At 68.7% G+C, this 11,225-nt stretch carries 11 protein-coding genes; 6 read left to right on the forward strand and 5 right to left on the reverse strand.

Annotated elements, in window-relative coordinates; translation table 11 throughout:
- From yidC to rpmH, 3 genes are all read right to left on the reverse strand, one after another.
- Nucleotides 1-1,731, reverse strand: coding sequence for a membrane protein insertase YidC (gene yidC, locus RN743_RS07090; RefSeq protein WP_310778099.1), 1,731 nt, complete (start codon nucleotides 1,729-1,731; stop codon nucleotides 1-3).
- Nucleotides 1,732-1,953 carry a membrane protein insertion efficiency factor YidD gene (yidD, locus tag RN743_RS07095; RefSeq protein WP_310778101.1) on the reverse strand — a complete coding sequence of 74 codons (222 nt, stop codon included), beginning with the start codon at nucleotides 1,951-1,953 and terminating at the stop codon, nucleotides 1,732-1,734.
- A gap of 357 nt (nucleotides 1,954-2,310) precedes the next feature.
- A complete protein-coding gene (gene rpmH / locus RN743_RS07100; protein ID WP_310754963.1) occupies nucleotides 2,311-2,484 on the reverse strand; it encodes a 50S ribosomal protein L34 in 174 nt (57 codons plus the stop codon).
- Between the two features lie 238 nt (nucleotides 2,485-2,722).
- Between rpmH and dnaA the strand changes: the two genes are divergently transcribed.
- From dnaA to RN743_RS07120, 4 genes are all read left to right on the forward strand, one after another.
- Nucleotides 2,723-4,105 carry a chromosomal replication initiator protein DnaA gene (gene dnaA / locus RN743_RS07105; RefSeq protein WP_310778103.1) on the forward strand — a complete coding sequence of 461 codons (1,383 nt, stop codon included), beginning with the start codon at nucleotides 2,723-2,725 and terminating at the stop codon, nucleotides 4,103-4,105.
- 282 nt (nucleotides 4,106-4,387) lie between these two features.
- On the forward strand, nucleotides 4,388-5,515 hold the full coding sequence (dnaN, locus tag RN743_RS07110) for a DNA polymerase III subunit beta (RefSeq protein WP_310778105.1): 1,128 nt from the start codon (nucleotides 4,388-4,390) through the stop codon (nucleotides 5,513-5,515).
- A gap of 17 nt (nucleotides 5,516-5,532) precedes the next feature.
- Nucleotides 5,533-7,011 carry a YIP1 family protein gene (locus tag RN743_RS07115; protein ID WP_310778107.1) on the forward strand — a complete coding sequence of 493 codons (1,479 nt, stop codon included), beginning with the start codon at nucleotides 5,533-5,535 and terminating at the stop codon, nucleotides 7,009-7,011.
- Entirely contained in the window at nucleotides 7,008-7,817 is an 810-nt protein-coding gene (locus RN743_RS07120) for an MBL fold metallo-hydrolase (RefSeq protein ID WP_310778109.1), read from the forward strand. The genes RN743_RS07115 and RN743_RS07120 overlap by 4 nt, the downstream gene beginning before the upstream one ends.
- Here the strand turns inward: RN743_RS07120 and mutY are convergent.
- Both mutY and dapF read right to left on the reverse strand, forming a co-directional pair.
- Nucleotides 7,775-8,860 carry an A/G-specific adenine glycosylase gene (gene mutY, locus RN743_RS07125; protein ID WP_310778111.1) on the reverse strand — a complete coding sequence of 362 codons (1,086 nt, stop codon included), beginning with the start codon at nucleotides 8,858-8,860 and terminating at the stop codon, nucleotides 7,775-7,777. The two genes, RN743_RS07120 and mutY, sit on opposite strands and share 43 nt — an antisense overlap.
- Nucleotides 8,832-9,635 (reverse strand): diaminopimelate epimerase, encoded by an 804-nt coding sequence (dapF, locus tag RN743_RS07130; RefSeq protein WP_310778113.1) that lies wholly within the window; start codon nucleotides 9,633-9,635, stop codon nucleotides 8,832-8,834. The genes mutY and dapF overlap by 29 nt, the downstream gene beginning before the upstream one ends.
- 386 nt (nucleotides 9,636-10,021) lie before the next feature.
- Here dapF and RN743_RS07135 point away from each other — a divergent pair, with 386 nt between their 5' ends.
- Nucleotides 10,022-10,717 (forward strand): DUF1707 domain-containing protein, encoded by a 696-nt coding sequence (locus tag RN743_RS07135; protein ID WP_310778115.1) that lies wholly within the window; start codon nucleotides 10,022-10,024, stop codon nucleotides 10,715-10,717.
- Nucleotides 10,718-10,810: 93 nt separating this feature from the next.
- Complete coding sequence (gene gcvH / locus RN743_RS07140) at nucleotides 10,811-11,212, forward strand: glycine cleavage system protein GcvH (protein WP_310778117.1); 402 nt, start codon at nucleotides 10,811-10,813, stop codon at nucleotides 11,210-11,212.
- Nucleotides 11,213-11,225 lie beyond the last annotated feature (13 nt).

Raw genomic sequence — 11,225 nt, forward strand, 5'->3', positions numbered from 1 at the left:
CTACTCCTTCTTCCGGGCGGCCGGGGGCTGTGCCTTCCTGCGTTCTCGGGAGAGGTACATCTGCTGCGGCAGCGACATGATGTTGGACGCCGTGTAGTACAGGTTCAGCCCGGCCGCGAAGTTCGCAAAGAAGAAGGTGAAGACGACCGGCAACACGTAGGATATCATCTTCATCTGCGCGTTCGTCTGCATGCCCCGCTGGGTGATCCAGTTCAGCAGCAGCATCGATCCGCCCATCAGGACGGGCACGATGAAGAGGGGATCCCTCAGGGAGAGATCCAGCAGCCACAGGAAGGGCACCCCGCGGAACTCGATCGTGTTCTGGAACACGAAGAACAGCGTGATCAGGATCGGGAGCGGCAGAAACATGGGCAGACAGCCGCCCAGCGGGTTGACCCCGTGTTCCCGAAAGAGCTTCATCTGCTCCTGCTGCAGGCGCTGCGGGTCGCCCTTGTAACGCTCCTGCAGCTTCTTGATCTCCGGCTGCAGCGCCATCTGCTTCATCTGCGCGCGTCCCGAGATGTGGAACAGCGGCGAGAGGATGATCCGCGACCCGACGCCGAACAGGATCAGGACCCAGCCGTACGCCAGCGAGAACGACTCGTGCATCCAGATCAGGATCGCGACGATCAGGTTCCCGAACGGCCGGGTGAACCAGCGGAGCCAGGCCCAGCCGACCGGGTTCACGTTGTGGAGTTCCTGCCCCACGGCCTGCAGCCGCGCGAAGTCCTGCGGGCCGACGTACGCGGCGTACTCGAAGCCGGCGCTGCCGGCGGGCACCGGCAGCGCGGCCTGCATCTCCGCCGCGTCCTCCTCGGGCACGCCCCGCAGCATCACGCCCCCGATGCCCGGACCTGCCGGCGGCACGACGACGGCGGCCAGCCAGTACTTCGATTTCGATGCGGCCCAACTGAACGGAGCGCCGGATGCCGGCCTCGTCTCGCCGTCGTCCACGCGGTCCAGCCGCTCGGCCGCGATCTGTCCCGAGCGGCTCCGGGTGACGAGCGACATCGCCGCCTGGTCCTCCCGGGGCACGGCCTCGTTTCGCTCGATCCCGCGGCCGAGGCCCACGAGAACGACGTGCCCCACGTCCCCCAGGCCGCGCAGCCCGCCGCTCACGTCGATCCGGTAATCGTCCGGGTGGAAGCGATACGAGACATCGAAGGTGACCTCGCCGATCGCGGCCTCGAAACGCAGTTCCGCGGGCCCATCCGTCACCTCGAGCGTCGATGTCGACGCGGTAAAGGCAATCGAACCGAGGGAGACCGTGTCGCCACGCAGCGTCAGCGCGTACGCGAGGATGGAATCGTCGGGCCGTACCAGTTCGACGTTGCGGCCGCCATGTCCTCCCTCGGCGAAGTTCCGGTGCGCGAGCATCGTCGCGCCCACGAGTCGCGCGCCCCGCGTGTCGAACCGGTATTCGTAGAGTTCCGACCGCACCGTGACGATCGAACTCTCGGGGACTCCCGGCGCGGCCTCCTCCGTCTCCTCCGCATCGGCGGGCGTCTCCTCCGCCTCGGCCAGGACCGCCGCTACGTCCCGAGCCGCTCTCTCCTCGGCCGAAAGACGGCTTATCTCGTCCGCCGCCGCCGTGGTTTCCGGTGTCTCCGGCGTCTGCGCGCTGTCAGCCGACACCGGCGCCACGGGCCTCTCGGCCGGCGGGAAGAACACGTTTGAGAGGATCATCACGCCGACCATCAGCGCGATGGCGAGAAGCAGACGGCGTTCCATTCAGCGCTCCCGGGCGGGAACCGGGTCGTAGCCGCACGACCCGAAGGGATGACAGCGAAGCAGGCGCCGAACGCCCAGCCAGCCCCCCCGGGCGGCACCGAATCGCCGCACCGCGGTCAGGGCGTATTCCGAACAACTCGGTTCGTACCGGCAGGCGGGCGGCAACCAGGGGGAAACCACGAGCTGGTAGCCGCGAATCGCTCCGATGATCATTCTGCGCATACGGCCTCCAGCGAGTCCATCAACGTCACTCGAAGCCTCTGGTACGAGGCGTCATAGGCGGCCGGTTTCGCTCTCACGACCAGGTCCAGCTCGAGCCGGCGGCTCTCAAGGGCAGGCGAAATGTGAATGCGGGCGATCTCGGTCAGACGTCGGCGTACGAGGTTTCGCGCGACGGCGCCGCGCCCGTGGCGAGGCGTCACGACTCCGACTCTGGAGCGGCCCGAGGGCGACGGAGCGAAGAACACGTCCACGATGCGGCCACGGTGGCAACGGCCCGCACGGATGGTTCGGCGAATGTCCCGCGCTGTGCGCAGCCGAGCCGCGCGAGGCCGTCGAAAGCTCTCGGGCCGAGGCCCGCTAGCGGCTTCGTCGCTTGCGACGGAACGCGTCACTGACGGTAAGCCGACGTCGGCCCTTCCTTCTGCGGCGCGACAGCGTGCGGCGGCCCGCCTTCGTCTTCATGCGCGCCCGGAATCCATGATCGCGAACGCGCTTTCTGTTGGTCGGCTTGCTGTATGTGGGCTTCCCCATCTCACATCACCCGAGGCTTTCCGGTCATCTCACAGGCTTTTCGAGGCCAGCCCGGAAGTCTAGACGTGATGCGGGTTAGTGTCAATTCGGAGCGCCCGCGCCGCGCTGCGCGCACACCTCCGCCCACGACCTGTGCACCCCGTGGCGAGGCGTTTCCGCTCGTTGACACTCGCCAGCGGATTCGCCTAAGATCAGGGCCCCTATCCCACCGTCTTTTTCTCATGCCGGCGCGTCACGGATGGAGCTGACTGCACACGAGGCCTGGATCAAGATTCGCGCGTCGGCGAAGCTCGTGCTCCCGGAGCAGACCTATCGCACCTGGCTCGGATCGACCGAGGCCGTTTCGCTTTCCGACGATACGCTCGTCGTCTCCGCGCCCACGCGCTTCGCGGTCGAATGGGTCGAGGACAAATACGGAACCCTCCTGCGCGACATCTCCGAGCGAGAACTCGGCGCGAGGCTTCGACTCCGCTTCGAACACAAGGGGGCCGAGGAGCGCCTCGACTTCCCGGAAATCACGGAACCCTACCCCGGCGACCCGGGTCACGCGCTGGCTTCGCAGACGCCGAATCGCGGCGGCCTTCCGGCGGCCGCGGCGCTCAACGAACGCTACACCTTTGCTCGCTTCGTCATCGGTGGCAGCAACGAACTCGCGGCCGCGGCCTCCGACCGCGTGGCCGCCGCGCCCGCCACGACGTACAACCCGCTCTTCATCTGGGGCGGCACCGGTCTCGGCAAGACGCACCTGATGCACGCGATCGGAAACACGATTCTCCGCCGGCTCCCGGACTGCCAGGTCGCTTACGTCCCCTCCGAGCAGTTCACGAACGAGATGATCGATGCGATCCGGACCGGGCAGACCGCCCTTTTCCGCGAGCGCTATCGCCGCATCGACGTCCTGCTCATCGACGACGTCCACTTCATCGCCAACAAGGAAGGGACGCAGGAGGAGTTCTTTCACACGTTCAACGCACTCTATGACGCCAAGAAGCAGATCGTCATCACGAGCGACCGGCCCCCGCAGGACATCCCCGGGCTCCAGGAACGGCTCGTTTCCCGTTTCGAGTGGGGTCTCGTCACCGACATCCAGCCTCCCGACCTGGAGACGCGTTCCGCCATCCTCCGCAAGAAGGCCGACGAGGACGGGATCGAGATCGGCGACGACGTCATCGAGTACGTGGCGCGGAGTCGGCGTACCTCCGTCCGGCAACTCGAAGGGGCCCTCATCAAGCTCCTCGCCTTCAGCTCGCTCACCCGACGCGAGATCTCCCTCGACATGGCGCGCGACGCACTGGGGCCCGAGGGCAACGACGCCGACGAACAGGTGATCGAGGTGTCCGCGGAGGAAGTCCGTGCCCGCATCGCCGCCTCCTGGGGCGTCTCGGTGGAGGCCCTCGTGTCAAAAAGGCGGAACCGGACCGTGACGGTCCCGCGGCAGGTCGCAATGTACCTCATCAAGACGCACCTCGACCTGCCCTATTCCGACATCGGCCACCTCTTCGGCGGCAGGAATCACTCGACCGTCATTCACTCCGTCAACAAGGTCGAGGCGGACATGGCGTCGGATCCCGCGCTTCGCGGCCGCGTCGGCCAGCTGCAGCAAGAGCTGTTTCGAACCTGATGCCCCGTTCGTTCATTACCGTGTGCAAAATCGGACGAAGACCTGCTCCTTACACACACGTTCGGGTGTACGGTTCGCATGGCGACGCCGGGGTTTGGCCAGAGCTTCGACAACCGTGTCCGCGTGTCGACAGCGGCCGCAGCGTCCGAGGCCGCGGGAAACGTGGGGAACCCCGGAGTTTCGACACTTCGACAGGCTCTACTACTACTCTGTTGATACGCATATCATACGCAACCGTAGAACCCACGGTGGAAAACCCGAACCGATACCGGCGGAGTTGAAATGAGATTCTCGATCACCCGAGAGGCACTCCAGAAGGGGCTGGCGGCCAGCGCCGCCGCGGTCCCGACGCGAGCCGCTCTCCCGGTTCTCTCGAACATCCTGATCCATGCGGAGGACGACGCCGTGCGGCTGAGCGGCACGGACATGTCGATCTTCGTCTCGTTATCCGTGCCGGCCGAGGTCTCGGAAGGGGGCGTCGTGGCGCTGCCGGCGAGACAGCTCCTGGAAATCTCGCGCGTACTCGACGATGCGCCGGTGAAGTTCGCGGCCGCGGGCGGAGACGGCGAGGCGGCCGCGAACGGCGTGGACATCGAGTGCGGCCGGAGCAAGTTCCGCCTCTACGGACAAGCTCCGGACGAGTTCCCGGATTTCCCGGAGGTCGACTTCGCCGCCGGCTGGGAGATGTCCGCCGGCGAGCTGCAGACGCTGATCGAGCGGACGAGTTTCGCGGTCTCCACGGAGGACAGCCGACCGATTCTGAACGGGATTCTGTGGCAGTTGCGCGACGCGGCCACGGTCATGGTCGCCACGAACGGCCACCGCCTCGCGAAGATGTCACGCGAGCTGGATGTCAGCGGCTCGCCGGCGGAGGTGGACCTGATCATTCCCCCCAAGGCGCTGAACCAGGTGCAGAAGCTGTATTCCGCCGACACCGTGGTTCAGGTCGCACGCTCGGAGAACCACCTGGCGTTCCGGTCGGAGGACCGCGAGGTCTTCACCTCGCTCATCGAAGGGCCGTATCCGAACTACGAACAAGTCATCCCGAAGGACAACGACAAGGTTGCGACCGTGAACCGGGCGGCTCTCGAGACGGCCGTGCGGCGCGTCGCGGTGATGGCTGACGACTCGACGAGGCGGGTGCGCCTCTCGTTCAAGGCCGGCGACCTCGGGTTCAAGGTTCAGACGCCGGATCTCGGGGAAGCGGAGGACGCGCTTTCGCTGGACTACGAGGGCGAGGACATCCAGATCGGCTTCAATGCGACGTACCTGCTCGAGGTGTTGCGTCACATGCCGGAGGAGGATGTTCGAATGACGTTCAAGGCCCCGGAACGAGCGGCCACCTTCTCTCCCGCGAGCGGCGAACCGGATTATCTCTGCCTCGTCATGCCGCTGCGCATCCTGGACTGACTCGCGTCGCGAACAGGATGATGGCGTGCGCGACGTGCGGGCACGAGAGCGCCGCGTTCGACCGCTGTCCATTCTGTGGAGCGGGGGCGGCCGGATCGAGGGAAGAGCGCGCGGGGGACGGGGAGCGTACGGGAGCGGTGAACCTGCCCGCCTGGGAGGACCCGGCCGTGTCCTTCCCGCTGAACCTCATCGAGACGTGGCGCCGGAGCGTGTTCGAGCCCGGCGCCTTCTTCGCCGACGGGCCCTTCGAACGCGCCGCCGTGCGCCCGGTCCTCTACTATCTCCTGGTCAGCGTCCTCGCGGCCGCGCTCTCGCTGACCTGGGGTGCGTTGCTCCCGGCGACCCAACCGGGCTTCGTGGAGACGCTCGCCGAGATCATGAACGTCGCCGTGCCGGAAGCCGCGGACACCGGCGGCTCCATCGGCAGACTCGCCGACTTCTTCCTCGCCCCCTTCTGGGCGGTGCTGTACCTCATCATCGCGAGCCTGGTCCTCCATGCGTTCGTGCTGGTGCTGGTCCCCGGGCGCCGAAGCCTCACGGCCACGGTTCGCACCGTATGCTATGCATGCGGCCCGGGCGTATTCGCCATCGTCCCGTTCATCGGCGGCTGGGTGGCGGGCATCTGGGGAGTCGTGCTGACCGTGATCGGCCTGCGGGAGGCGCACCGGACCACCACCGGGGAGAGCCTTCGCCGCATGGCTGCTGGCGGCCGCCCTGCCGGTCGCCTTCCTGCTGCTGGGCGTCCTGCTCGTCATTGCCCGTGTGGCAAGCGGGATTTGACTCCGCGGCCCGCCGCCACGGTCGTCGTCGCGACCCAGGCGCCCGCCGGGTTGGAGTTCCTCCTGCTTCAGCGCCCCGCCGATGCCCGGTTCGGGGCCGGGGCGTGGGCCTTTCCGGGTGGTGCGATCGACGCGGATGACGCCCGCGCGACGTGGACGGACCGACTCCCGGGCGTAGGCGAAGCCGCGGCGTGCGTGGCGGCGTTGCGAGAACTGTTCGAGGAGACGGGCATCATGCCGGCGCCGCTTCGCGGCATCGGATCGGACGCGCTCACCGGAGCCCGCCGAGCGTTGCTCGCGGAGAGCATCCCCTTCTCGCAGGTGGCGGAGCGGCTCGAACTCGATTTTTCGTCCACGCGCATGGCGTACTTCGCCCGCTGGATCACACCGCGCGGTGCGGCGCTGAGATTCGACACCCGCTTCTTCCTCCTCTGGCTGGAGGAGCGGCCGCGTCGCGTGCGTCTCACGCCGGAACACGAGGCGGCGATCTGGACGACGCCCGCCGCGGCACTCCGGCGCTTCTCCGCCGGCCGGCTGCCCATGATGTTCCCGACGACGCGGACGATCGAGCGCCTCGCCGGCTTCCGGTCGGTCGAGGATGCCATGACGGCGCTCGGCGACGTGCATGTGGAGCCCGCGCTGGTCAGACTCGGCGTCGGTGAGCAGGGGGTCACACCCCTCGCTCCCGGAGACCCCGGATACGACGAAGTCTCGTGACCTCCGGCGCCGTGCACCGGGAATACGTCTCCCGGCACGGACCGGGCGTCACGGCGGTGCGCGCCGACAACCCGGGCGCGCTCACCCTGACCGGGACGCAGACGTACGTGATCGGGACCGGGCCGCTGATCGTCCTGGATCCCGGACCGCGGGACGAAGCGCACCTGGGCCGCGTCGAAGACGTGATCGCCGGACGACTCGTGGCGGCGGTCTGCCTGACGCACGCCCACGCGGACCACGCGGCGTCCGCCGCCGAGGCCGCCGCCCGCTGGGGAGAACTCCGCGCATCCGCCGCCACCCTCGACCGCGTGGGGTCGCCGGGCCGCGCGCTGGCGGATGACGAGACCCTGGAGCCCGGAGAGGGGTTCCGCCTGCGGGCGATCCCTGCGCCGGGTCATTCCGCGGACCACCTCTGCTACCTGCTCGAACCGTCGCGCAGCCTCTTCACGGGGGACCTCGTACTCGGAGAAGGGAGCACCATGATCGCCCACCCGGACGGGTCCGTCGAAGCCTACCTCGCGAGTCTCGCCCGCCTCGCGGCTCTCCGTCCCGAGCGCCTGCTCCCGGGACACGGCCCGCCCGTTGACGACGCGCTGGCGCGGCTCGAAGAATGCCGCACGCACCGGCTGCAGCGCGTGGCGTCGGTCCGGCGGGCGCTGGAGGCCGGCGGCCGAACCACGGCGGGGATCCGGGCCGCGGTCTACGGGGATCTTCCCGCCTCGCACCACGCGGCGGCGGACCTCACGATCCGCGCCTACCTCGCCTACCTCGGGGAGACATCCTCGTCGATCAGCCGCCGGAGATAGGCCGGAAACGCGAGATCGCCGAACTCCCCTGCGCCCACCCAGCGGTGCGGCCGCCGCTGCGCGACCTCGCCGGATCGCCACCGGGCCCCATGCACCGCGAGCCGCAGACGGAAATGGCTGAACGTATGACTCAGCACGCGGATCTCCTCGCCCACGCGACAGTCGAGACCGTACCGTTCCAGGAGAGCGCTGGTGAGCGCTGCGGCGGTCGTCGTCGTCGAGGATAACCGGACGGAGGGAAAGTCCCACAGGCCGCCCAGGAGCCCGTCCGACGGTCGCCGCAACACGAGCACCCGTCCGCCACGGCGGACCACCGCCGCCGCCTCGACCCGCTCGGGCGATCGAGCGCGCCGCTTCCGCGCGGGCCGCTGCCCGACGGTACCCCGTCGCAGCGCCTGACATCGATTCGACAGCGGGCACGCTCCGCAGCGCGGGCCGCGCGGCGTACAGACCGCGCTCCCAAGATCCATCAGCGCCTGGTTCACATCGCCGGGACGGTCCGGGGCCGCACCGAGGAGGTTGCGCGCGGCCCGGTCGAGCTCGGAGGGAGAGGCCGTCTCGAGATCGCCCAGGCGCGACAGAACGCGGCGTGCGTTCCCATCGACCGCGGGCTCCGGCAGCCCGTACGCGACGCTGGCGACGGCGCCCGCCGTATACGGGCCCACCCCCGGGAGCGTCCGCAGCTCCGACACCGCCCGCGGGATCCGGCCGCCGTACTCCGACACCACGCGCCGCGCCGCCCGCCGCAGGTTGCGGGCCCGCGCGTAGTACCCCAATCCCTCCCAGAGGCCGAGGACCTCGTCCTCTTCCGCTTCCGCGAGCGTCCGAACGTCGGGAAAGCGATCCATGAACCGCCGATGGTACGGCGCCGCCGTCTCCACGCGCGTCTGCTGCGCCATGACCTCGGCCACGAGGATCGCGTAGGGATCCCGCTCTCCGCGCCAGGCGACGTCGTCGCGCCGCCGCGCGTCGAACCATTCCAGCAGCGACGCCGCTACCGCGGAGTCCCCGGGGTCAGGGCGTGGCTTCGGGAAAGACGCCATCGAAGATGAACACCGCCGGTCCGCTGAGGCGGATCCGCCCAGCCTCGAGGAACTCCACCGTCAACGCGGCCCCGGATCGGGCGAGGAACTCGACCCGGTCCCCCGCCTCGCCCGCGGCCCGGAGGGCGAACGCCGCCGCCATGCAGCCGCTGCCGCAGGCGAGCGTCTCCCCCTCCACGCCGCGTTCGAAGGTGCGGATGAGCGCCGCCCGTCCGTCGCGGGCGACGAGGTGCACATTCGCCCCTCCCGGACCGACATCTTCCCGCCACCGCAGGGGTCGGCAGAGATCGTCGAAGTCCTCCACGTCAACCGACGGGACGGGGACCACGAGGTGCGCCGTCCCCATCCGCACGAGCCAGGCGTCCCGCCCCCGCTGCGGTCCGGTCCCGATGGGCACGCGCAACTCGCGTTCGACGCGGGCGTCGAGCGCGTATTCCAGCGCCACGCCGTCCGCCCGCACCCGCGCCAGGATCTCACCGTCGTCCGTCGCGAGGATGTGATCGGGGGGCACGAGCCCCCGGTCCACCGCGTAGCGCGCCGCGCAACGCGAACCGTTCCCGCAGGTGGCAAACTCGGAGCCATCGCGGTTGAAGAACCGGAGGCGGACGACTTCTTCGCTCAGGCTTCGGACGGTGATCAACCCGTCCACGCCGACGCCCGTCGCGCGGGGGCACAGCGCGGCGGCCAGGGCCCCCGCATCCCGGAGCCCCAGTTCTTCGCCGCGCACGATCACGAAATCGTTGCCGGCTCCGGTGTATTTGCTGAATAACGACATTTTCAGAGCGGAGGGGGGATGAAAACGAAGCCGGCCGCGAGCGTGAAACCCGCGGCCGGCTCTTGTCTCAACCGAAACCTGACTCGACGCGACGCCGGCGAGGCACCGCAGCTTTCAGGTCGGCGCATGTCTCGAGCGCCACCGGTTCAGGACCGGTTACGCTGCCTCGAGGCGATCGCTTGCCCGTGCCGAGTCAGACCCGGTTCTCCATCCTTCAGACACTAGATCACCTCCTTCCAAAGGGTTCACGGACAGGGCACAGAAACACCTGCTGTGCGCCATGATGCCGTCCGCTCGCCCGTGCGGCAAGTTTTTTCGCTTTTGCCGCGGCCTGCTAACCCCGTCACCTTGCGTGAGAATCATGCCGGCCAGACGGCGAGGGGGAGATGAGGGACAGCCAGGAGAAGGCGTTGTCGCCGGAGGAGCGGCAGGCGACGGTGGACCGTCTCTGTGCGCATTTCGCGCGGGACGCCATGAACACCACGGAACTGGAACGCCGCCTGGACATCGCGTACGCCGCGCGGACCCGGGCGGAACTCGTGGCGCTCGAGCGAGACCTCCCCGCACTCCGGAGCGAGACTCGCCCGGCGGCACCGGAGCCCCGGGCGGCACCCGAGTCCCCCCCGGCCGCCTCCGTGGCGGTGGATCCGGCGCGGCCCGTTCAGGAGCACGACCTCATCGTCTCGATCTGGGGGGCGACGGAGCGCAAGGGGAGTTGGGTTCCGCCGCGCCAGCTCACCGCCGTCGCCGTGATGGGGGGGACGGACCTCGATTTCCGGCAGGCGGCATTCGCCACCGAGACGGTTTCGGTCCGGCTCCTCGCGCTGATGGGAGGCGTCGACATCGTCGTCCCGCCCGGCGTCCGCGTCGAGTGGGGCGGCATCGCGCTCATGGGGGGCGTGACCATGCCCGAACCCGTCACGCCGCCGGCCGCGGACGCGCCCGTCCTTCGCCTCAGCGGTCTCGTCTGCATGGGAGGCGTGGACGTCGTCGAGCGACACCCGGGCGAGAGCGCGAGAGACGCGCGGAAGCGGATCAGAAAGGATCGCAAAGCCCGGCGAAGACTCGCGTCGGGCGACTAGCCGGAGAGTTGCTTGACGCCCGGCTCGCGGCTCGGATATAGTCCCCACGCCGCGACCCCAGAGACGCTCGATCCGAAGCAAGGCAAGGTACGCATGTCGGACATTCCGGAAGACCTCAGATACACGCCCGAGCACGAATACGTGCGGGAAACCGATGTCGACGGCGAGGTCTTGATCGGGATCACGGACTACGCCCAGGGCGAACTGGGCGATGTCGTCTACGTCGAACTCCCCGCGCCCGGCGAAGCGTTCGGACAGATGGAAGCGTTCGGAACCGTCGAGGCCGTGAAGACCGTCTCCGAACTCTTCTGCCCCGCGTCGGGAGCGATCGTGGAAGTGAACGAGGCGCTGGAGGCCGACCCCGGTCTCGTCAACAGCGATCCGTACGGTGATGGATGGATGATCCGGCTCGCGCTGGAAACGCCCGAGGACTTCAACGACCTCCTCACGGCCGAACAGTACGCCGCCCTCGTCGCCGACGCGGACGAGATCTGACGGCCCGCTCCTG

Origin of the sequence: Candidatus Palauibacter scopulicola, assembly GCF_947581915.1 — a bacterium.
GTDB classification, from domain to species: Bacteria; Gemmatimonadota; Gemmatimonadetes; order Palauibacterales; family Palauibacteraceae; genus Palauibacter; species Palauibacter scopulicola.

What these genes read in the sequence shown, in the direction of transcription:
- yidC (WP_310778099.1), bottom strand. Translation starts at nt 1,731, where the DNA reads ATGGAACGCCGTCTGCTTCTCGCCATCGCGCTGATGGTCGGCGTGATG.
- yidD (WP_310778101.1), bottom strand. Translation starts at nt 1,953, where the DNA reads ATGCGCAGAATGATCATCGGAGCGATTCGCGGCTACCAGCTCGTGGTT.
- rpmH (WP_310754963.1), bottom strand. Translation starts at nt 2,484, where the DNA reads ATGGGGAAGCCCACATACAGCAAGCCGACCAACAGAAAGCGCGTTCGC.
- dnaA (WP_310778103.1), top strand. Translation starts at nt 2,723, where the DNA reads ATGGAGCTGACTGCACACGAGGCCTGGATCAAGATTCGCGCGTCGGCG.
- dnaN (WP_310778105.1), top strand. Translation starts at nt 4,388, where the DNA reads ATGAGATTCTCGATCACCCGAGAGGCACTCCAGAAGGGGCTGGCGGCC.
- RN743_RS07115 (WP_310778107.1), top strand. Translation starts at nt 5,533, where the DNA reads ATGATGGCGTGCGCGACGTGCGGGCACGAGAGCGCCGCGTTCGACCGC.
- mutY (WP_310778111.1), bottom strand. Translation starts at nt 8,860, where the DNA reads ATGGCGTCTTTCCCGAAGCCACGCCCTGACCCCGGGGACTCCGCGGTA.
- dapF (WP_310778113.1), bottom strand. Translation starts at nt 9,635, where the DNA reads ATGTCGTTATTCAGCAAATACACCGGAGCCGGCAACGATTTCGTGATC.
- RN743_RS07135 (WP_310778115.1), top strand. Translation starts at nt 10,022, where the DNA reads ATGAGGGACAGCCAGGAGAAGGCGTTGTCGCCGGAGGAGCGGCAGGCG.
- gcvH (WP_310778117.1), top strand. Translation starts at nt 10,811, where the DNA reads ATGTCGGACATTCCGGAAGACCTCAGATACACGCCCGAGCACGAATAC.